Annotated in this window: 19 protein-coding genes and 1 pseudogene; 4 read left to right on the top strand and 16 right to left on the bottom strand. The window is 41.8% G+C overall.

All coding sequences use genetic code 11. The features are described 5' to 3' along the window. Positions 1-10: 10 nt before the first annotated feature. The 14 genes and pseudogenes from AX662_RS09980 to mecA all read right to left on the bottom strand — a co-directional run bounded on the left by AX662_RS09980 (position 11) and on the right by mecA (position 13,025). Positions 11-950 (bottom strand): annotated as a pseudogene (locus AX662_RS09980) (AEC family transporter). Between the two features lie 163 nt (positions 951-1,113). Beyond that, positions 1,114-1,926, bottom strand: a complete 813-nt coding sequence (locus AX662_RS09975; protein WP_049529339.1) for a metal ABC transporter permease — start codon at positions 1,924-1,926, stop codon at positions 1,114-1,116. Continuing rightward, on the bottom strand, positions 1,919-2,626 hold the full coding sequence (locus AX662_RS09970; RefSeq protein ID WP_038675201.1) for a metal ABC transporter ATP-binding protein: 708 nt from the start codon (positions 2,624-2,626) through the stop codon (positions 1,919-1,921). Before AX662_RS09970 ends, AX662_RS09975 begins: the two co-directional genes overlap by 8 nt. 1 nt (position 2,627) lies before the next feature. Beyond that, entirely contained in the window at positions 2,628-3,071 is a 444-nt protein-coding gene (locus AX662_RS09965; protein WP_038675197.1) for a zinc-dependent MarR family transcriptional regulator, read from the bottom strand. A gap of 163 nt (positions 3,072-3,234) precedes the next feature. Then, positions 3,235-4,212, bottom strand: coding sequence for a tRNA dihydrouridine synthase DusB (dusB, locus tag AX662_RS09960; protein ID WP_002883588.1), 978 nt, complete (start codon positions 4,210-4,212; stop codon positions 3,235-3,237). Continuing rightward, complete coding sequence (gene hslO, locus AX662_RS09955; RefSeq protein ID WP_002883609.1) at positions 4,205-5,071, bottom strand: Hsp33 family molecular chaperone HslO; 867 nt, start codon at positions 5,069-5,071, stop codon at positions 4,205-4,207. The genes dusB and hslO overlap by 8 nt, the downstream gene beginning before the upstream one ends. A 79-nt stretch (positions 5,072-5,150) precedes the next feature. Then, positions 5,151-5,510 carry a hypothetical protein gene (locus AX662_RS09950; RefSeq protein WP_002886442.1) on the bottom strand — a complete coding sequence of 120 codons (360 nt, stop codon included), beginning with the start codon at positions 5,508-5,510 and terminating at the stop codon, positions 5,151-5,153. Positions 5,511-5,684: 174 nt separating this feature from the next. Beyond that, a complete protein-coding gene (sufB, locus tag AX662_RS09945; RefSeq protein ID WP_002883666.1) occupies positions 5,685-7,103 on the bottom strand; it encodes a Fe-S cluster assembly protein SufB in 1,419 nt (472 codons plus the stop codon). Between the two features lie 75 nt (positions 7,104-7,178). Next, positions 7,179-7,610: a Fe-S cluster assembly sulfur transfer protein SufU gene (gene sufU / locus AX662_RS09940; protein ID WP_060972352.1), complete on the bottom strand. Its 432-nt coding sequence runs from the start codon at positions 7,608-7,610 to the stop codon at positions 7,179-7,181. After that, entirely contained in the window at positions 7,597-8,829 is a 1,233-nt protein-coding gene (locus AX662_RS09935; protein WP_060972351.1) for a cysteine desulfurase, read from the bottom strand. The genes sufU and AX662_RS09935 overlap by 14 nt, the downstream gene beginning before the upstream one ends. Positions 8,830-8,882: 53 nt before the next feature. Further along, on the bottom strand, positions 8,883-10,145 hold the full coding sequence (gene sufD, locus AX662_RS09930; RefSeq protein ID WP_060972350.1) for a Fe-S cluster assembly protein SufD: 1,263 nt from the start codon (positions 10,143-10,145) through the stop codon (positions 8,883-8,885). A 36-nt stretch (positions 10,146-10,181) separates the two neighbouring features. Then, positions 10,182-10,952, bottom strand: a complete 771-nt coding sequence (gene sufC, locus AX662_RS09925; protein WP_002883600.1) for a Fe-S cluster assembly ATPase SufC — start codon at positions 10,950-10,952, stop codon at positions 10,182-10,184. Positions 10,953-11,114: 162 nt separating this feature from the next. Further along, complete coding sequence (locus AX662_RS09920) at positions 11,115-12,272, bottom strand: glycosyltransferase family 4 protein (protein WP_014633818.1); 1,158 nt, start codon at positions 12,270-12,272, stop codon at positions 11,115-11,117. 3 nt (positions 12,273-12,275) lie between these two features. Next, on the bottom strand, positions 12,276-13,025 hold the full coding sequence (mecA, locus tag AX662_RS09915; RefSeq protein ID WP_014633817.1) for an adaptor protein MecA: 750 nt from the start codon (positions 13,023-13,025) through the stop codon (positions 12,276-12,278). A 206-nt stretch (positions 13,026-13,231) separates the two neighbouring features. On the opposite strand from mecA, the gene AX662_RS09910 reads away from it, so the two are divergent. Further along, positions 13,232-13,603: a DUF3021 family protein gene (locus tag AX662_RS09910; protein WP_041826644.1), complete on the top strand. Its 372-nt coding sequence runs from the start codon at positions 13,232-13,234 to the stop codon at positions 13,601-13,603. A gap of 61 nt (positions 13,604-13,664) precedes the next feature. Here the strand turns inward: AX662_RS09910 and AX662_RS09905 are convergent, their stop codons facing one another. Beyond that, positions 13,665-14,519 carry an undecaprenyl-diphosphate phosphatase gene (locus AX662_RS09905; protein ID WP_002883622.1) on the bottom strand — a complete coding sequence of 285 codons (855 nt, stop codon included), beginning with the start codon at positions 14,517-14,519 and terminating at the stop codon, positions 13,665-13,667. Positions 14,520-14,724: 205 nt separating this feature from the next. Here AX662_RS09905 and AX662_RS09900 point away from each other — a divergent pair, with 205 nt between their 5' ends. Together AX662_RS09900 and AX662_RS09895 are read left to right on the top strand one after the other, a co-directional pair. After that, a complete protein-coding gene (locus AX662_RS09900; protein ID WP_014633815.1) occupies positions 14,725-16,272 on the top strand; it encodes an ABC transporter substrate-binding protein/permease in 1,548 nt (515 codons plus the stop codon). Next, positions 16,272-17,012: an amino acid ABC transporter ATP-binding protein gene (locus AX662_RS09895; protein ID WP_002886432.1), complete on the top strand. Its 741-nt coding sequence runs from the start codon at positions 16,272-16,274 to the stop codon at positions 17,010-17,012. Before AX662_RS09900 ends, AX662_RS09895 begins: the two co-directional genes overlap by 1 nt. Positions 17,013-17,101: 89 nt before the next feature. On the opposite strand, the gene AX662_RS09890 is transcribed toward AX662_RS09895, so the two are convergent. Next, positions 17,102-19,669 (bottom strand): SEC10/PgrA surface exclusion domain-containing protein, encoded by a 2,568-nt coding sequence (locus tag AX662_RS09890; RefSeq protein ID WP_060972349.1) that lies wholly within the window; start codon positions 19,667-19,669, stop codon positions 17,102-17,104. A gap of 298 nt (positions 19,670-19,967) precedes the next feature. Here AX662_RS09890 and AX662_RS09885 point away from each other — a divergent pair, with 298 nt between their 5' ends. Then, positions 19,968-20,558 carry a VanZ family protein gene (locus AX662_RS09885; protein WP_049529346.1) on the top strand — a complete coding sequence of 197 codons (591 nt, stop codon included), beginning with the start codon at positions 19,968-19,970 and terminating at the stop codon, positions 20,556-20,558. Positions 20,559-20,737 lie beyond the last annotated feature (179 nt).

Below are 20,737 nucleotides of genomic sequence, written 5' to 3'. Positions count from 1 at the left end.
TTGATTATTTTCAAGCCATCAGAACCATCAAAATTGGGATAACAACCATGGTTGCAAGGGTGGTCTCAGTAACCATAACAGCAGCGTAATCACTATCAGCTCCATAGAGTTTAGCAACAACAGGAGCATTGGTCATGACAGGCATGGCAGACTGGATGATAAAAACTTGTTTCATCAAAGTTGGGAGAGGTGCCCAGTAAACAATGGCAGCCATCAAGAGAGGAGCAACTACAAAGCGCCCTAAAAGAATCAATAGTTGATCTTTTTTTAGAATGAGTTGTTTCACACCTGCATTGGATACCGACAAACCGATGAAAATCATAGATAAAGGAGTTGTCAAGCTACCTAAATACTGCAAGTCACTGGCCAGAAAGACCGGTAATTTAATATGAAGAATAACGATAACAAGCCCCAGCATAAAGCCCATTAGAGGGGGGTGAGAAGATCTTTTTCAGACTTGTTTTTAAATCAAATTCTGCCTCTCCCTCCCCATCTCGCTGAATAAGGTAAGTTCCCAAGGTCCAGAAAAATGTCGTATTACACATATAATAGATAAGAACGTAGGGAATGCTAGCATCGCCGAAAAGGGCTTGATTAATAGGGAGCCCCACAAAAATAGTATTCGAATTAAAAAACATGGAAATAAAGAGGCCACGACGCTCCTTTTTCACTGCAAAAATGCTAGCCACCGCTGTCGCAATCCCAAGTAAAATCACCATGGAAAGTGCAGGAAAACGCAAATCTGGCAACATTTTAAGTAAATCTGCTGCTGTAAAGCGTTGTGTGATGGTGTAGAGCATGTAACAAGGCAGGGCAATTTGAGTAACTAACTTTGCAATCAGACCACGTGACTTGTCATCAAACCAGCCTTTTTCACCCATAACGAATCCCACTAAAATCATACCCAAGATGACTAGAATGCCCGATATACTCGTTAAAAAGATTTCCATGTTTTCTCCTTTTTGTTACTGATGCGATTTATGGTGGACAATAGAAAAATTTGACTGATTTTTTCAGACTCCAAAGCCACCAATATTTTTTAACCGAGTCTCAAAAACCACTTTAGTATATCACAAAAAGAGCTTGATTTCTCAAGCCCTTTTCTTCTATTATTTATTCTGCTTTTAAGAGAGGTTCAAAGATGGATACCAGACCAAAGAAGGCGATGAAGATAAGGGTGATAGTTGCACTGGCTGGTGTTTCCCAATAATAGGAAATAAAGATACCAGAGAGCATACCAATCAAACCAATACCAATAGCCCAGAAAATGACAGACTTGAAGGTTTGACCTATTTTCATACCTATCGCTGCCGGAAGAATCATGATGGTAGAAACCAAAAGTGATCCTGCTGCTGGAATCATTAGGGCAATCGCTATCCCAGTCACAATATTGAAGAGGAGGGACATAAGACGAACTGGCAAGCCATCCACATGAGCGGTATCCTCGTCAAAGGTCAAAAGATACATAGGACGAATAAAGAGTAGAGTCAAGACCAGTACAATAGCCGCAATGACAAAGAGGGCACGCACCTGCTCTGAGCTAATCGTGATAATAGAACCGAAAAGATAGCTATCTAGACTCATGCTACTGCTACCTGCCTTGTTACTAAGAATAAGAGCCACTGCCAATCCCATTGACATGAGGATAGCCGTTGAAATCTCCATATAATGCTTGTAACTGACCCTGAGATATTCCAAAACCAAAGCGGCAATAACCACAACCACAAGGGTCATCCAAGTGGTTGATTGTCCCAAGAAAATCCCAACAGCCACCCCAGCTAGGGACACGTGACTCAAGGTATCGCTCATCAGACTCTGACGACGAAGAATTAAGAAAAGCCCCAAAATTGGCGAAAAGATACTGATAGCAATCACGGCGAGAATAGCACGTTGCATAAAATCATAGGCTAATAATTCACTAATCATGTTTGTGCTCCTCTCCATCCTTTTCATGGACATTGAAACAACGCCAAGGCAATTTCTGGTTACGAACTAGATGAATATTACGGTCTGTGTACTCCTTGACTTCCTCTGGATCGTGGGTAATCATCAAGACAGACTTGCCATGCTTGTGAGCCGAGTGGTGCATGAGTTCATAGAAAGTATTGGCTGTTCCTGCATCCATACCCGTCGTTGGCTCATCCAAGACAAAGATATCTGGATCCGAGGCAAAAATACGAGCAATAACGGCACGTTGCTTTTGCCCACCTGAGAGATGACCAATTTGCTTGTGACGATTTTCCCACATTCCTACAGACTCAAGGGCACGTTGAACATGCTCCAAGTCGTGCTTAGTCAAACGACGGAACCAGCCCTGGCGAGGATAACGGCCAGACTTAACAAACTCGTAGACCGTGCTTGGAAAACCTGCATTAAAGCTGGCAATCTGCTGTGGAAGATAGGCCATGCGAAGCTTTTTACCATCTTTATTGGTTTCAGAGATGGTTACAGTTCCCTTCTTAGGCTTGAGAATTCCTAGGGTAGCCTTAATAAGCGTTGACTTGGCAGCTCCATTTTCCCCAGTTAGGGTCACAAACTCCCCAGAATCCAAATGATAGTGAATATTGTCCAGAACAGGCTCCGAATCATACTGGAAGCTCAGTCCTTCAACTGTAATATAGCGCATCTTAATCCTCGATTTTTTCTGCTAATTTTGTCAAGAAACGTCCAATCACCTGACGCTCTTGATTATCGAACTGATCCAATACAGACCGATAGACCCCCAAGGTCTCTTGGTGGTGTTCCTCATGCTCTTGGGCTATGGGTTGAGCTTCTTGTGTCAAGACAAAGTAGGTCACGCGCCCATCATCCTTATCTTTCTTAGCCTCCAACATGCCCTCTTTGACCAAGGTTTTAACTGCCTTGGTAACAGCAGCCTGGCTAACATTGAGGGTCTTAGCCAACTCAGAATTGGTCTTTCGTCCCTCAGACAAAAGCATGAGAATATGCTCCTGAGTATTGGTCAACTTAACCTGACTACGGCACTGACCAATGAGGAGCTCATGCTGATTTTCAGCCTTGAGCAAAATCTGATTAATCAATTGATTTACTTGTTCTTCTAGTTCTAGCATTGCTTTCTCCATTTACTTAACCAGTTAATTATATCGAAAATACCAAGGTTTTGCAAGGGAGGACCAAGAAAAAGATTGGTGATGGGCTATCATCACTATCAAGGAAGAATAAGGGTAAAATAAAAACCTAACCAAGCTGGTTAAGTTTTTATCATATATAGATTTATCGTAAAGTTGCAAAGATTTCTTCGACCTGAGCCACAGACTCGGCACGTGAGACTTCTCCACGAACCTTGGCTGCTCCGGCTGTTCCACGAAGATAGTGTGGTGCAAGACCGCGGAATTCACGAACAGCAATCTTTTCACCTTTAAGGTCTACCAAACGTTTGAGGTGGTCTTCAGCGATGTCCAATTTCTTATCAAATGGAAGCTCTGGCAACTCCTCTCCCGTTTCAAAGAAGTGGTTGATTTGCGTGAAGATGTAAGGATTGTTCATAGCTGCACGACCCACCATAACGGCGTCTACACCAAGTTCTTCAATCATGAGTTTGGCATCTTGAACGCTACGAACATCACCATTTCCGATAAATGGAATCTTAGTGATAGCCTTAGCAACACGGGCCAAAGTCTCGTGATCACAGTGACCTGTGTACATCTGCTCACGAGTACGACCGTGCATAGCAAGGGCAGAAACACCTGCAGACTCAGCCGCAAGAGCATTTTCCACAGCCAAATCACTGTCTGACCAACCTGTACGCATCTTAACAGTCAAAGGAATATCAAGTACTGATGTTACTTCCTTGACGATGTGGTAAATCTTGTCTGGATCCTTGAGCCACTTGGCACCCGCTTCATTTTTGACGACCTTATTGACTGGACAACCCATGTTGATATCAACGATATCAGCCTTGGTATTAGTCTGGATAAAGTCCGCTGCACGCTTCAAGCCCTCAGCATCACCACCGAAAAGCTGGATAGACATTGGATGCTCATTCTCATCGATATGAAGCATGTGAAGGGTCTTCTCATTATTATATAGGAGCCCTTTTTCAGAGATCATCTCCATAACCACGAGACCTGCACCAAATTCCTTGGCAATAGTACGGAAAGCCGAGTTAGTCACACCTGCCATAGGAGCTAGTACTGTACGATGAGGAATCTCCACGTTTCCAATCATGAAGGACGAATTAAGTTTAGTCATTGATGAGTTCCTCCAAGTCAGCTTCTGAAAATTCATACTTTGTTTGGCAGAATTGACAGACGATTTCAGCCCCATGGTCCTCGTCTTTCATGGCTTGAAGTTCATCCTTACCAAGCGTCAAGAGGGCATTTTCAAAACGTTCACGTGAGCAATCACACTCAAAACTAAGCTCCTCTTCAGACAAACGTTTGAAAGGTTCATCCCCATAAATGGCATTCAAGAGGGCTTCGATATGGTCATCAGACTCCAAAAGCGTTGAAATGGCTGGCATCTCTTGGATGCGTTTTTCGTAACGAGCGATTTCTTCCTCGCTAGCTCCTGGCAAGACCTGAAGCATGAAACCACCAGCAACCTTGACCTTGTCCTCTTCGTCAAGAAGTACATTAAGACCAACAGCAGATGGCGTTTGCTCAGATTCTGTCAAATAGTAGGCAAAGTCTTCACCAATTTCACCAGAAATAAGTGGTGTTGATGATGTGTAAGGATTACCAGTTCCATAATCGATGATTGAGACAAACTGTCCTTGTCCCATGAAAGGACCCACCAAAACTTCACCAGTAGCTGTTTTCTTGATGTCCACACCTGGATTTTGGATGTAGCCCTTAACATGTCCTTTGGTATCAGCTACAGAGATGATATGCCCAAAAGAGCTATTTCCGATAACCTTAACCGTAATTTTGCTCTCACCCTTTTGGTTAGCAGCCAAGATTTGGTTGGCAATAAGGGTACGTCCCAAAGCAACTGTTGATGATGACAATGTATTGTGTTTTTCTTGTGCGGTTCTAACAGTTTCTGTGCTATCAAGAACATAAGCACGGAAAGAACCTGATTCTGAAATTGTTTTAATTAATTTATCCATAGTGATTCTATTATAACACAAAAAAGAGGGTGGAAAAATCGTAAACGCTCGGCGTTTCTCTTCCACACTCTCTACCAAATTACCATGAAAATTCGGACAGTTTTTCCCTCAAACTTGCTATTTTTCTATCGTCAAAATGGTGTTTCTGCCTTATTACAGGTGGCAAATTCTCCAAATACTCCATATAGACACTGACAAGGAGGTTATAGTCATTAGTCGTCAAACGCTTGAGTTGACTATGAATGAAGGTAGTTGCCTGATCGTACTGTTCATGGATTAACAAGTCGTCAATGTAGTCATTGCCATCAATCGTGTGACCTTGCTCGTCCTCCACCTGACCTAAATCAATATCCAGAGTCTCAAATTTAAAAGCCTTACTGACCACATTAGCTGTTCCTCGAATTTGATTGAGTAGCCAGTCACTGTTATACACTCCCATATTAGTCCCCTCCATTACTTGCTATTCAAATCTATTATATCTTTTTAAATAAAAGTTGTAAACGCTTTCTACACTTTGCAATTACTCTGTTCCTAACAGTTATCTAGAGCTCATTTCTCGATTTTTCATGCAAAACAAAAAGGACCATCTGGTCCCTTTAGATTATCAGAGTTTTTACCCAACTGATCCTTCCATTTCATAACTAATCAAGCGGTTAAGCTCAACGGCATATTCCATTGGAAGTTCTTTGGTGAATGGTTCCACAAATCCCATAACAATCATCTCTGTTGCTTCTTGTTCTGAGAGTCCACGGCTCATGAGGTAGTAGAGTTGCTCTTCAGAAATCTTAGAAACTTTAGCTTCGTGTTCAAGGGCAACTTGTGAGTTGTGGATTTCGTTGAATGGGATAGTGTCTGATTTAGACAAGTCATCCATCAAGATGGTATCACATTCGATGTGAGATACCGATTTCTTAGAATCCTTGTTGAAAGTGACTTGTCCACGGTAGTCAACCTTACCACCGTTACGAGCGATTGATTTAGAAACAATAGATGATGATGTATGCGGTGCATTGTGAATCATCTTAGCCCCTGTATCTTGGTGTTGACCTGCATTGGCGAAGGCAATTGAAAGCATGGTACCACGCGCACCTTCTCCATCAAGGTAAACAGATGGGTACTTCATAGTGACTTCGGCCCCAAGGTTACCATCAATCCACTCAACAGTCGCATTTTTCTTAGCGGTAGCACGTTTAGTTACCAAGTTGTAGACGCTATCTGACCAGTTTTGGATAGTTGAGTAGCGCATGTAGGCACCATCAAGTGCAAAGATTTCAACAATGGCTGCATGAAGGCTAGCCGTTGTGTATGTTGGCGCTGTACATCCTTCAACATAGTGAACGCTGGCACCTTCATCAACGATGATAAGGGTACGTTCAAACTGAGCAGTCGCTTCGTTATTGATACGGAAGTAGGTTTGAAGCGGAATATCCACCTTGACACCTTTAGGTACATAAATAAAGGTACCACCTGACCAGAAGGCAGAGTTAAGGGCCGCAAATTTATTGTCTGTTGGCGGAACCAGTTTTGAGAAGTACTTCTTGAAGAGCTCTGGATGCTCTTTAAGAGCTGAGTCCGTATCTGTAAAGATAATACCCAACTTGTCATACTCTTCTTTCATGTTGTGGTAAACCACTTCTGATTCATACTGAGCTGAGGCTCCAGCAAGATAGGCACGCTCTGCTTCTGGGATACCAATACGTTCAAAAGTTTCCTTGATTTTCTCAGGAACGTCTTCCCAGTCACGAGCAGGTTTGTCTGATGCTTTTTGGAAATATGTCAAGTCATCAAAGTTAATACCAGAAAGGTCTGGTCCCCACTCTTGCATGGCCATTTTGTTAAAGGTTTCCAATGATTTCAAGCGGAATTCAAGCATCCACTCAGGCTCCCCTTTTTCAGCAGACATGGCACGGACCACATCCTCGCTGATTCCTTTTCCTGTTGAAAAGACTGGTGTCACATCGTCATGGAAACCGTATTTATATTCCCCCAAATCAATGGGTTTTGGTTCTACTTTTTCATTTGTTTCAGTCATAGTATTTTCCTTTATTAAAGGTTTGATTCGTTTTCCTTTTTGCTTGGTCAAGGAGACTAACTGCTCCTTGACTTCCTAAAGCTCGCTTCTCTCTATGGCTTTTTTGAGGGCATTCCAAGAGAGTGTTGCACATTTGATACGTTGTGGAAATTTAGAAACCCCCGCCAAGAGCTTGGCTTCGCCTAGCTTATCTTTATCTTTATGATCTCCTTGAATCATAAGAGAGAAAATCTCCGCTAGCTCCAAAGCCTCTGCCTTGGTTTTTCCAATAACTGCATCCGTCATCATACTTGATGAAGCTGTAGAAATGGTACAACCATCACCAGCAAAGGCAATGTCTTCAATCACGTCACCATCAAATTTGACTGACAGATTGATAACATCTCCACAAGTCGGATTATTTAGTTGAAGTTGCTCCACATCAGGTAGGACACCATGATGGTGAGGGCTCTTAGAGTGATCGGCCACAACAGCCATATATAAACTATCTAGTCTAGAGAGTGCCATTGAAAAACTCCTTCGTCGCAAGAATTGCCTCTACAAGCTTGTCGCAATCCTCTTTGGTATTGTAAATATAGAAGCTTGCTCGGGCAGCTGATGAGATTCCTAAATGATTAATTAAAGGCTGAGCACAGTGGTGACCCGCACGCACTGCCACTCCTTCATAATCAAGAGCTGTCGCCACATCATGAGGGTGAAGCCCATCAATATTAAAGGCAATAACACCTGCATGCTGAGTAGGATCTTCTGGACCGTAGACTGTCAGACCATCAATCGCCTGAAGCTTAGGCAAAACATAGTCTACCAATTCTTGCTCGTAAGCATGAATATTTTCCATACCTAAAGCAGAGAGGTAGTCCACAGCAGCACCAAGAGCAATAGCCCCCGCAATGTTAGGTGTACCAGCCTCAAATTTCCAAGGCAATTCCTTCCAAGTGGCTTCCTGTTCGTAAACAAAATCAATCATCTCACCACCGAATTCAATAGGATTCATCTGGTTAAGAATCTCTTCCTTGCCATAAAGAACCCCAATCCCTGTTGGACCTAACATCTTATGTCCAGAAAGGGTAAAGAAATCACAATCCAAATCCTGAACATCAATGGCCATGTGGGGCGCCGATTGGGCACCATCCACCACCATATAGGCACCAACTTGGTGGGCGAGCTTGGCAATTTCTTTGACAGGATTGATGCAGCCTAAAACGTTAGAGACCTGAGCTAGACTGACAAATTTTGTCTTTTCAGTAATCTTGTTGGCCAAATCTTCCATATCCAATTGGCCATCTTTCAAGTAGGCATAAACAAGTTTAGCCCCCGTCTTCTTACAAGCTTCCTGCCAAGGAATGATATTCGAGTGGTGTTCCATAATTGAAATAACCACCTCATCTCCTGGCTCAAGAACCTGCTCTGCAAAACGACCAACCCAGTTAAGACCAGTTGTCGTTCCACGTGTAAAGAGGACCTCTTTGGTTGATTTAGCATTGATAAACTGACGAAGCTTTTCACGACTAGCTTCGTAAGCAGCTGTTGCACGCTCAGCCAAAGTGTGCACACCACGGTGAACATTGGCATTGTCCTCATGATAGTAGGCCATGAGAGTATCCAAAACTACTTGAGGCTTCTGAGTCGTTGCTGCATTATCCAAGTATACCAAAGGTTCATCATTAACTACCTGATCTAAAATGGCAAAATCTTGTCGAATCTTATAGGCATCTAAAGCTGACATCTTATCTCCCTATCTAGATATATCATAGGTTAGACTATCTGTGTCGATAGTTCCTAACGTTTGTTTAGTTTTGTATCAGTTACAGAAATCATTTCATCGCGCACTTCTTTAACTGGGATTTCAGTAATAACTGCTCCTAAGAAACCGCGAATAACCAAACGTTCTGCAGTGTCTTGATCAAGTCCACGACTCATAAGGTAATACATATCCTCTGGATCTACCTGACCGATTGAAGCAGCATGTCCTGCTGTAACTTCGTTTTCGTCAATCAAGAGGATTGGGTTGGCGTCTGAACGTGCCTTGTCAGAAAGCATAAGCACACGGCTTTCTTGTTGTGCATCAGCACCCTTAGCACCTTTGACAATGTGACCAATACCATTGAAAGTCAAAGTACCACGTTCCAAAATAACACCATGTTGGAGGATATGTCCCACAGAGTTGTTACCATAGTTCGTCACACGAGTATCAATCCCTTGAACCTGACGACCTGATGAAAGACCAATAACTTTAAGGTTGGCATGACTTCCATTGCCAATCAAGTCACTATCAAAGTCAGCAATAACATTGCCCTCGTTCATGATCCCGAGAGCCCAGTCAATGCTGGCATCACGACCGATACGACCTCGACGACTAATATAAGTTGTGACGTTTTCACCCAAACGGTCAATAGCCGCAAACTTGACTTGTGCACCGTCTTGAGCAATGACTTCAACTGAAATATTGGCACTAGCTTTTTCAGTCGCTTCACCTAGCGTTTCAAAGCGCTCAAGGTAAGTCAATTTACTGTTTTTACCAGCCACGATCAAAACGTGTTTGTTAAATGGAACATTTGAAGTTCCATCTTGGTAAAAATAGCTTTCAACTGGCAAGTCAACTTCAACATTATCTGGTACATAAAGGACTGCTGCACTATTGAAATAGGCATAGTTATAAGCTGCCAATTTGTCCTCGTCATAGGCTACAGCCTTACCAAAGAAGGCTTCAACGACTTCTGGGATTTCCTCAAGAGCAGTCGTAAGGTCTGTGAAGACCACACCTTGACTAATCAAGTCAGCTGGCAATTGTTCAAGTACAGTATTTGTTCCTACTTGGACCAATTTAGGGTTGTTTCCAAGCGCTGTAAAATCAGGCACATTTGCTGATGGTTCATTTTCAGTAATCGTTCCATCACCGAGATTCCAACGGTGGAATTTAACACGCTCAATTTTTGGAAGAGCCAAACTTTCAAGCTTATCAAAGGCTGCTTGACGAAGGTCTTGCAACCAAAGTGGCTCTGCCTTTGCTTGTGAAAAAGCGATAATAGATTCTTTTGACATAGGTTACTCCTTTTCTAGTTATTTCGAGTAACAGACTTACGCTTCTTCGTGGTACTCGTAACCGAGCTCTTCAGCGATTTTCGCATAACCTTCTTGCTCAAGACGAGCAGCCAATTCAGGACCGCCTGAAAGAACCACTTTACCTTCCATCATTACGTGTACGACATCTGGAGTGATGTAGTTCAAGAGACGTTGGTAGTGAGTGATAATCATAGCACCGAAGCCTTCGCCACGCATAGCGTTAACCCCTTTTGAAACCACTTTAAGGGCATCAATATCAAGACCTGAGTCAATCTCATCGAGAAGAGCAAACTTAGGTTCCAACATGAGCAATTGAAGGATTTCGTTACGTTTTTTCTCACCACCTGAGAAACCTTCATTAAGGTAACGCTCAGCCATTTCTTCACGCATACCAAGCAATTCCATCTTTTCATCCAACTTAGTGATGAAATCAAGAACAGAAATCTTTTCGTCATCTTCTTTTCCAGCGTTCATAGCCGCACGGATGAACTCAGCATTTGTGATTCCTGGGATTTCAGCTGGGTATTGCATAGCAAGGAAAAGACCTAGGCGTGCACGTTCGTCAACTTCCAAATCAAGGATGCTTTCGCCATCAAAAAGGATGTCCCCTTCTGTGATTTCATAGTTTGGGTTACCCATGATAGCAGCTGAAAGGGTAGATTTACCAGTTCCGTTAGGCCCCATGATAGCAGCAATTTCACCAGTTTTAAGAGTCAAATTAAGACCCTTCAAGATTTCTTTATCTTCAACAGAAACATGAAGATTTTTGATTTCAAGTACAGACATTGTATACTCCTTTTTTCATATATACAGCGAGCACTTGCTCGCTAATTTGCATTATTTTTTTGAAAATAGTCTTACTATTTTCTGGAAAATAAAAAGAGAACTTCCATTTTCCTTAATTAGAATCATTATAACAAAAAAGCCATTACTTGGCTTTTCAAATGTTTAATTTTTTCGCCCTTGCTTCCATTTTAACATGGTTGCTTGACGATAATCGCTATTCCCGATAAATTTTAGGAAATTGAAGAGAGGTGTTCGACCAACGCCCCAAATCTCAAGCCCTTCAATCAGAATTTCCATTCCCAAAATCAAACTCAAGAGTAAGAGAATACCACCGAGACGACTGGAAACGTTTAACAAGAGGGCAATCAATGAAAAGAGGATAGCGATGGCATAAACCACCAGAACCGCTCCTCGATGAGTGAAGCCCATGGCTAGGAGACGATGATGCAAGTGCATCTTGTCAGCCTCCATGGCTGGTCGCCCTGACAATTTACGTCGGACAATGGCTACCACTGTGTCGACAATAGGCACTCCAAGGATAATAACAGGTGACAAAATAGCTACTGCGGTTGCATTTTTCAATCCTTGCAATGACAAGACACCAATCATAAAGCCAATAAAAAGCGCCCCCGTATCACCTAGATAGATAATCGCTGGATGATAATTGTAAGGGAAGAAGCCCATAATGGCAGCCACCAAGACAAAGATGGTCATGGTCAAGAAAATATCAGTATCATAGAGGAAGAAATAAGAAATCACCCCCATAGTCATAAGGGAAATGATAGAAACTCCTCCAACCAAGCCATCCAAACCATCAATCAGATTAATGGCATTGGTGATGGCCGCAATCCATAACACCGTTAAAATCAAGGTCAGGACTGGCCCAAAATGAATCATGGGACCACCAAATGGAATCTTAAAGCTATCAAATCGGAAGTCTGTAAAAGCCCAAACGATAACAGCTCCAATAACAATACCAAGCATCTTAGGTAGAGGCTTTAATTCCAAGATATCATCAATGAAGCCCGTCAGAGCTACGACAGATCCCCCCACAACAACCGGCAAGATGTACCTAATGTAAGAAACATGCCAGATATCCTTATGGATAATCATAGGCATAAAGACCAAGGTCGCTAGTACAAAGGCCAACAAAATAGCTAGACCGCCAGCACTAGGCATGGGCTTTTTATTGATACGTCTTGCATTGGGATTGTCAACAGCTCCGACACGTAAGGCCAAAGAGCGTACCAATGGGGTCGTCACAATGGCAATCAAAAAGGTCCCAATCAAAACGAATATATAGTTAATGGTCCAAGGCATGTCTTAGCTCCATTTCGTTGCTTGTAGTACCGGTAAGGCGTCCTCTTCCATCAAGATTGTTGCATGCTCTTGTAGGTAGGCACGTGTTCGGTCTGCTACATTCGCATATTCAAGAAAACGCGCATACATATTGTTCGCGTAATAATCAGGCTCATCAGCCAAGTAAAGAAGGATCGTCATGTAGTAGACATCCCCAAGTTTATAAAGCTCAGAACCTTCAACAGGTATATCCTTCAAACCTTGCGTAAAAGTCACCACTTGATCAAAGTCAGAGAAGGCCAAGACATAGTGGGTATAGTCTTCACGAATATTTTCTTCAGCCACTTCCTTGGTAGGCTCTGTCATAGCCTTATCAACCTCTTCCAAGGTCTTTTCAAGCTCTTCGAGCTTATGGTGTGCTTCGATGTCACCCTTGTCCATAAAGTTACCCTCAAGGGCCTTTAGAAACTCTTCTGGAGAAAGCCCTGAATAGTCATCCATATCTGACAAATCGTTGAAATCAAGGTCTTCCTTAAGATCTGATTTAGTCACAAAGACATCCACACGATCCTTGCGTGGCGTGACACGGAAGCTCAGCATTCCACTATTTTTAAAGTTATCAGGCAAGTCCAACTCATCCATGACAGTATAGAAAAATTCCTCTGTTTTTTCCTGGGGAATCAAGAAATCCTTCAATTCCATACCATGTTCTTCAAGATCTTCCATGGTAATCATGATTTTTAGAGTTGTCTCGCTTATTTGTTTCATTTCCATATGTAAAAAACCTCGCACGAGTAGTTATTTCATTATACTAGAAAAGCCAAGAGATAGCAATTTCTGAGCAAGTTTGAGTCTTATTTTGGAAAGGATTTCTAAAAACTTCTTAATACTAACAAAACCTTGTATTTCCCCATTTATACCTGTCATCTATCCTAGATTGGAGTATAATAAAAGTGAAGATATACATGGAGGTGATGACCATGACTGCCTATAAAAAAGGGTGGCTACGAGCTAGCATTGCTGGAGGAATAACGAGTTTATTGACGCTCTTTCTCTACTTATCGGGGCAACCTTATCAAGTAAACAAATCTACCTTTCTTACAGGGATAATCGTCGCCATCATACTAGCAACTGCACCCATTTACGACGATAACCGTTTATCGCTCAAACAGCAATCTCCTCTCCACTTCTCAATCATGTGTGTTACCATCCTTCCAATTCTCTGTTTGTCCGGATGGTATCCCTTGCATAATATCGTGGACTTCTTGAAAATCCTAGCTAGCTTCTTGACTTGCGGACTGGTCCTATGGTTGCTAGCTTACCTTATCTTTGGAAAACTTCTCCACAAATAATCTCTAAACCAGATAAAAAAGGACTTCAAATGAAGTCCTTTTTCAGTTTACTTAAAAGTAATTATCCGAAAATAAGTTTGACAGCTCCATAAAGAAGCACAATAATACCAAGCACGATACGGTATTTTCCGAAAACTGTGAAATCATGTTTCTTAATGTAATTCATCAAGAAGCGAATCACGAACAAGCTGACAACAAAGGCTGTCACACTAGCTACCAAGAGAATAGCCACTTGTCCACCTGTCAAGGTATTCCCGTCAATGAAATACTTAACCGCCTTAAGTCCACTATAACCAAACATGGTTGGAATACCAAGGAAGAAGGTAAAGTCAGCAGCTACGCTACGACTAGTACCAACGATGATACCCCCAAGAATAGTAGCACCTGAACGGCTTGTCCCTGGAATGATACTCAAGACTTGGAAAAGACCAATATAGAAAGCTGTCTTGTAAGACATACGTGCCAAATCCGTTACCTTAGGTTCTACACGTCGATTGCGGTCCTCAATCCAAATAAAGGCAATCCCGTAGACCACCAACATGATAGCTACTACAAAGAAATTACTGAGATGGGCCTCCATCCAGTCATCTAAAAGTAAACCAAAGAATGCTGAGGGAATACAGGCAATGACCACCTTGAGCCAAAGTTGCCAAGTTAATTGCACTTCACGTGCTGTCTTACCAGGTTGGAAGGGATTCAAACGTTTAAAGTAAATGACCATAACCGCCAGAATAGCACCAAGTTGGATAACGATATTAAACATATCGATGAAATCTTTACTTTGTCTCAAGTTCAAGAATTCATTCACCAAAATCAAGTGACCTGTAGATGAAATCGGTAGCCACTCAGTGATACCTTCGACAATCCCAAGAAAGACTGCTTTTAGTAATTCAATAATAAATTGTGCCGTTTGCATAATTATCTCCGTTTTAAAATGCTAGCCTCATCACAGCAAAAATGATCAAGGCTCCAAATCGTCCTTCCCATTATATCAAATTACAACTTGTATTTGAAGACAATCTTGATATAGAGATTGTTTTTCTAATCCCAGCTTATTGTCATTAGTCCTAATTTCCTGTAAAATAGTAAGGTATGACATTTTTATAGGAGACATTGTTTCAATGAAAAAAATTATTGTAGCCTGCTTTGCAGCGCTCCTCCTCGTTTTTGGCGGAGTATCAAGCGCTCAAGCAGACGAGTATCTCCGTGTCGGTATGGAAGCTGCCTATGCACCTTTCAACTGGACGCAGGACGATGACTCAAACGGAGCCGTTCCAATCGAAGGTACTAAACAGTATGCCAACGGTTATGACGTGCAAATCGCTAAAAAAATCGCTGAAGCCCAAGGCAAGAAACCCTTGGTGGTTAAAACAGCTTGGACAGGTTTGATTCCTGCCCTCACTTCCGGCAAGATTGATATGATTATCGCAGGTATGAGCCCAACAGCTGAACGTCGTCAAGAAATTGACTTTTCAGACAGCTACTACCGAAGCGAACCTGTCATGGTTGTCAGCTCAGATGGTGATTATGCCAACGCTAAGAGCCTCAAAGACTTCAAGGATGCTAAAATCACAGCTCAACAAGGGGTTTATCTCTATAATTTGATTGATCAAATCCCAGGTGTCAGCAAACAAACCGCTATGGGAGACTTCGGTGCTATGCGCCAAGCCCTTGCATCTGGTATCATCGATGGTTATGTTTCAGAGCGTCCTGAAGCAAAAACTGCCGAAGAAGCTAGCTCAAAATATAAGATGATTACGCTTAAAGATGGTGGTTTCCAGGTTTCAGACGATGACGTATCCTTGGCCGTCGGTCTTCGAAAAGGAGACAGCCAACAAATGGAGCAAGTCAATAAGGTCCTTGCTGGAATCAGCCAAGAGGAACGTGTCAAACTGATGGATCACATCATTAACATCCAACCTGCAGATAAGACTGATGAGGCTAAAAAAGGAAACTTCTTTAGTCAGATGAGCACTATCATCGCTAAGAACTGGCCACAATTCCTACGTGGTACAGGAATTACCCTTCTTATCTCAATTATCGGTACAGTTGTAGGTACTTTCATCGGTCTTATGATTGGTGTTTACCGCACAGCTCCTAAGGCTGCTAATAAATTTGTAGCCTTGATCCAAAAACTCTTCGGTTGGGTTCTTAATGTCTATATCGAGGTTTTCCGTGGTACACCAATGATTGTACAATCTATGGTTATCTACTACGGTACTGCCCAAGCCTTTGGTATCAATATTGACCGTACTCTAGCAGCTGTCTTCATCGTTTCTATCAACACCGGAGCCTACATGAGTGAAATCGTTCGTGGCGGTATCTTCGCTGTAGATAAAGGACAATTTGAAGCTGCAACTGCTCTTGGATTTACCCATGGTCAAACCATGCGTAAGATTGTTCTTCCACAGGTTATCCGTAACATCTTGCCAGCTACTGGTAATGAGTTCGTTATCAATATCAAGGATACCTCTGTTTTGAACGTTATCTCTGTTGTGGAACTTTACTTCGCTGGTAACACTGTCGCAAGCCAAACTTATCAATACTTCCAAACATTCTTTGTTATCGCAGCAATCTACTTTGTCCTTACCTTCACAGTGACACGCATCTTGCGTTATGTAGAACGCCGTTTGGATCAAGATACTTACACACAAGGAGGGGTTCACTAATGACTGAGACGATTTTAGAAATTAAAAACCTCAAAAAATCATACGGAAAAAATGAAGTCCTCAAAGATATCTCCCTCAGTGTCAAAAAGGGTGAGGTTATCTCAATTATTGGTTCTTCAGGTTCAGGGAAATCAACCTTCCTTCGCTCTATTAACCTACTAGAATCACCTTCAGGTGGTGAAATCCTCTATCATGGGGACAACGTCCTTGAAAAAGGTTACGACCTCACTACCTATCGTGAAAGACTCGGTATGGTTTTCCAATCCTTCAACCTCTTTGAAAACCTTAATGTCTTGGAAAATGCTATCGTAGCTCAAACAACTGTTCTCAAACGTGACCGTAAAGAAGCTGAAAGCATCGCCAAAGCTAACTTGGAGAAAGTTGGTATGGGGGAACAATACTGGAAAGCTAAACCCAAACAACTTTCAGGGGGACAAAAACAACGTGTGGCCATTGCCCGTGCCCTCTCTGTTGATCCAGAAGCCATCCTCTTTGACGAGCCAACTTCAGCCCTTGACCCAGAAATGGTAGGGGAAGTACTCAAGACTATGCAGGAGCTATCTGAAACTGGTTTGACCATGATTATCGTTACCCATGAAATGGAGTTCGCACGTGATGTTTCAGACCGTGTCATCTTCATGGATAAAGGGGTAATCGCTGAACAAGGTAGCCCAGAACAAATCTTTGAAAATCCTAAAGAAGAACGTACTAAGGAATTCCTCAAACGTTTCTTGGGTTAAAAACGAAAAAGTTAAGGTTTCGACCTTAACTTTTTTAGATTCTCAGACATACAAAAAAACGGCAGTTGCCGTTTTTTTGTCTATAATGATTAGTTACGACGTGTACGTCTGTCAACGAAACCAAGGAAGGCCAATAGTGTCATGAAGAGACCTACAAGACTGAATCCTGCTGCAGTTGACTCACCTGTTTCTGGCAAGCTGTCTGCTGCTTGTACAGGAGCTTGTTTCTCAGCTTTTGTTTGACCATAATTTACAGGAATTTGAGCCGCCGTTTGAGCTGCTTTTTCTTGTGTTGTGAAAGCAACAACTTTACCATCTACATCGTAAACAGGTACTGGTGTAAGACCTTTAGAGATGATGTTAGCATACTCTTTAGCCAATTGTGTTTGAAGCTCTTTGTCTGCCTTAGCTTTCATATAGTTATCGAAGGCTGTTTGAACAGTCGTGTATTCGCTCGTTAATTTATCACGCTTAGCTGACAATTCAACAAGTTTCGCACGTTCAGTTGAAAGAGCTGCTTTCGCCGCAGTAAATTTGGCAAAGGCTGTTGCACGTTCTGCTTTAGCCTTAGCTAGGTTACCTGAAGCATTTGTAAGGGCTGCTAGACGGTTCTTAGCAGCAGTCAAGGCTTGGTTAGCTTGTGTCAATGCTACTTGTTTCTTAGCAGTATCTTGCTTAGCAGCGTTGTAGGCATTTGTCAAACGTTGCAAGGTTGCAGAACTTGTCGCAAGTTTATCTTTAGCTGTTTTAAGCTCTGCTTGTTTTTCATCAAGAGTTGCTTGAGCTTTGCTAAGGGCTGCTGCTTTTTCTTGTGCGTTAGCATTAAGGTTTTCAACTGCAGCGTTAGCTTTTTCCAATTCTGATTTAGCAGTTGCAAGGGCTGCTTGTTTTTCAGAAAGGTTATTCTGAGCAGCTGCCAACTTGCTTGCAGTCGCTTTAAGAGCTGCAAGTTCTGACTGAGTATTCTTAAGCTTAAGAGTTGCTGACTCAGAAGCCGCTTTCTTGCTAGCCAAGTCACTTTGAGCTTGATCGTTAGCTTGCTTAGCAGCTTCATAAGCTGCTTTTGCAGCAGCAAGATTTGCATTTGAAGATGATTGAGATTGGTTACCTTCATATGGGTTAGCAATCTTAGTTGTGTCAAAGCTACTATCAGAAGCGATAGAATTTTTATTGACATTGTTTACGTGAACGTTAAAGGCACCGGCAACAACACTGATGTCTGTTCCAATGTAAGACTCACCACCATCTGCTGTAAGTCCAGAGATAGAACGAGCATGGTTCCACTCATTACCGTTAAACATGAAGTCAAGCATAGCTTCATAGACATATTTCTTAATGTCGTTAAGGGTAAATGGTCCTGTCAAACCTTGCCATGTATTAAGGTTTTCACCAATACTTACACTATTAAATGACTTACCAGCACGGTCAAGGGCGGCACTATCATGTCGTTGATGGGTAATAGCTTCCCAACCCCAGTTATCTGCTACATAACCATCTGAAACACGGTCAGCCGCAAGAACACTACCTTTTGAAACAGATGTTTGAGTTGTACCAAAGGCTGTACGAATTTGGTTAATCAAACTTGAAGCATACAATGACAAATCTGTAATTTGAGCTTCACTAAGATTATTCAAATCACTAATTTTAACATTTTTATCCGCTTCATTATCTTGATAACTATTGTTACCACGATCACGTTTATTAACGTTCTTCAAGACTTGTTCAGCTTGAGCTTTTTCTGCTGCGGTCGCTGTTTTAGACTCATGAATCTTAAGAGCATTGACATACTCTTGTGACACTGAGAATTTTTGACGAACATTAGCTGTTGAAGTTGTTGAAGATTCTGCTTTTTTCTTAGCTGCTTCAGCGGCTGCAAGTGCGGCTGCCTTTTCATTAGCTACTGTTTGAGCAGTCTCATAAGCTGCTTTAGCTTGGTTTGCTGCATTTTGGTCTGCAGTCAATTGCCCTTCTTTAGCTGAAATAGCAGTAGCTTTTTCTTTATCAGCTGCCTGAGCGGCTGCCAATTCTTCTTGAGCTTTTTTCTCAGCTGCTGTTGCAGCATCAAAAGCTGATTGCGCTTTAGCTTGGTTAGAAGCTGCCTCAGAAGCACTAGAACCATTAAGAGCTGCTTTAGCGGCATCTACTGATTTTTGAGCATTAGCCACTTCAGTAGCTTTAGCATTGACATTAGCTTGATCTGTATTAACGACAGCTTGCTGTTTGTCTGCTGCATCTTTAGCAGTTTTTTCTGCTGATTGAGCTGTTTCGACTGCTGACTTAGCTTCCTTAGCTGCATTTTCAGCAGTAGTTACTTGACCTTGAGCGGCAGCAATAGTTTCTGGACTTGCTTCATCGGCTGCTGTTTGTGCCTTTTGCAAGTTAGAATCTGCTGTCGCTAGGTTTGCTTGAGCCTGGTTTGCAGCTACTTCATGATTAGCAACAACTGACTCTTGTTGCGATACTGCTTGATTTGCAGCGCTGGCTTGTTCTCTAGCCGCTTCGACTTGGGCTTGAGTTGGGACAGCTTGTGTAGCTGTCGATGATACTGATGCTGTTGTTGAGGCTTGATCGTTTGTCGTTACCTCATCAGCTTTAGCAACTGTAGCAGAAACTGCAAGTGCTGCAATTCCAGCTGTCGCCAAAACCTTTTTATTCATAAGACGAACTCCTTTTTATGTTAAAAATTCACTACTATATAATAACATTTTAATAATCTCGAAACAAGGTGCTGACTCCTAATTTTTAAAATTTAATTATTTTATAAGCTTTCATAGCCTGTTTACAAAAATCATTAAATTGTTAGTCAAAAGTAGAGTTGCTGTTTCAAAGTCCTTTTTTAGTCTTTGATTCTGCCTTATCCTTTTATTCTATCAAAACTTCGTTACAGTTTCTTAACTTTCTTTAAACGTTTTTTTGATATAATGTGTACTCATCATATGCAAATGGAGGAGCAAAGTGGCAAAAACATTAAAAACATTGAGTAACATCTTACTAGGAATCCTCTCACTGGCCTTGTCTTATTGGTTTTATAGGGGGCATCTCGAACAGTACGTTCATTACATCGCCCATTATGGCTCCTACTTTCAAGTCTTACTCAACCTAGTCATTATTGTCCTACTGAGTTACTTTGTCTACGCTTTTTTGAAACTACTTCTTACTAGAAAGCTGAAAAAACAGACACTACTCCTACTCTACTTCATTTACTTTCTTGCTCTCTTCTACCTACTTTTCTTGAAAAACATTGGTACCCAAGGTCTCTCACTTAACCCCCTTTCCTTTGCTCGGGAATTATACTGGGGTAGCCACTTCGTTCCCATCATGAACCTCTTAATGTTCATTCCTCTGGGACTCCTCTTTTCTTCACGATTGAGTAATCTCCTACTTTGTCTCCTTACCCTTTTCTCCGTCGAATCCATTCAGTACTTCGGACATTTGGGAGTCTTTGATTTGGGAGATATCACCTTAAATATGTTAGGTATCCTTGTCGGAACTGCTATCCATCAACTCCCTCAATTTCAAACAGTTATCAAAAAGATTTTAAGTTAAAAAACTTCCAGAATTAATTTTGGAGTTTTTTTTGTTCTATAGATTAATCATCGTAAGAAATTTTTAGAGGAATGCAGAAAAACAGCCCTCTACATCTAGAGAGCTGTTTTGAACTCAGGCTAAAATCCTAGCGAATAAAAAAACTGCCCCATCATAGAGCAGTTCCATTTTCGTGTATT

Source organism: Streptococcus sp. CCH5-D3 (assembly GCF_001556435.1).
Lineage (GTDB): Bacteria > Bacillota > Bacilli > Lactobacillales > Streptococcaceae > Streptococcus.
This window is presented reverse-complemented; position numbering and strand designations above follow the sequence as displayed.

What these genes read in the sequence shown, in the direction of transcription:
- AX662_RS09975 (WP_049529339.1), bottom strand. Translation starts at nt 1,926, where the DNA reads ATGATTAGTGAATTATTAGCCTATGATTTTATGCAACGTGCTATTCTC.
- AX662_RS09970 (WP_038675201.1), bottom strand. Translation starts at nt 2,626, where the DNA reads ATGCGCTATATTACAGTTGAAGGACTGAGCTTCCAGTATGATTCGGAG.
- AX662_RS09965 (WP_038675197.1), bottom strand. Translation starts at nt 3,071, where the DNA reads ATGCTAGAACTAGAAGAACAAGTAAATCAATTGATTAATCAGATTTTG.
- dusB (WP_002883588.1), bottom strand. Translation starts at nt 4,212, where the DNA reads ATGACTAAACTTAATTCGTCCTTCATGATTGGAAACGTGGAGATTCCT.
- hslO (WP_002883609.1), bottom strand. Translation starts at nt 5,071, where the DNA reads ATGGATAAATTAATTAAAACAATTTCAGAATCAGGTTCTTTCCGTGCT.
- AX662_RS09950 (WP_002886442.1), bottom strand. Translation starts at nt 5,510, where the DNA reads ATGGGAGTGTATAACAGTGACTGGCTACTCAATCAAATTCGAGGAACA.
- sufB (WP_002883666.1), bottom strand. Translation starts at nt 7,103, where the DNA reads ATGACTGAAACAAATGAAAAAGTAGAACCAAAACCCATTGATTTGGGG.
- sufU (WP_060972352.1), bottom strand. Translation starts at nt 7,610, where the DNA reads ATGGCACTCTCTAGACTAGATAGTTTATATATGGCTGTTGTGGCCGAT.
- AX662_RS09935 (WP_060972351.1), bottom strand. Translation starts at nt 8,829, where the DNA reads ATGTCAGCTTTAGATGCCTATAAGATTCGACAAGATTTTGCCATTTTA.
- sufD (WP_060972350.1), bottom strand. Translation starts at nt 10,145, where the DNA reads ATGTCAAAAGAATCTATTATCGCTTTTTCACAAGCAAAGGCAGAGCCA.
- sufC (WP_002883600.1), bottom strand. Translation starts at nt 10,952, where the DNA reads ATGTCTGTACTTGAAATCAAAAATCTTCATGTTTCTGTTGAAGATAAA.
- AX662_RS09920 (WP_014633818.1), bottom strand. Translation starts at nt 12,272, where the DNA reads ATGCCTTGGACCATTAACTATATATTCGTTTTGATTGGGACCTTTTTG.
- mecA (WP_014633817.1), bottom strand. Translation starts at nt 13,025, where the DNA reads ATGGAAATGAAACAAATAAGCGAGACAACTCTAAAAATCATGATTACC.
- AX662_RS09910 (WP_041826644.1), top strand. Translation starts at nt 13,232, where the DNA reads ATGACTGCCTATAAAAAAGGGTGGCTACGAGCTAGCATTGCTGGAGGA.
- AX662_RS09905 (WP_002883622.1), bottom strand. Translation starts at nt 14,519, where the DNA reads ATGCAAACGGCACAATTTATTATTGAATTACTAAAAGCAGTCTTTCTT.
- AX662_RS09900 (WP_014633815.1), top strand. Translation starts at nt 14,725, where the DNA reads ATGAAAAAAATTATTGTAGCCTGCTTTGCAGCGCTCCTCCTCGTTTTT.
- AX662_RS09895 (WP_002886432.1), top strand. Translation starts at nt 16,272, where the DNA reads ATGACTGAGACGATTTTAGAAATTAAAAACCTCAAAAAATCATACGGA.
- AX662_RS09890 (WP_060972349.1), bottom strand. Translation starts at nt 19,669, where the DNA reads ATGAATAAAAAGGTTTTGGCGACAGCTGGAATTGCAGCACTTGCAGTT.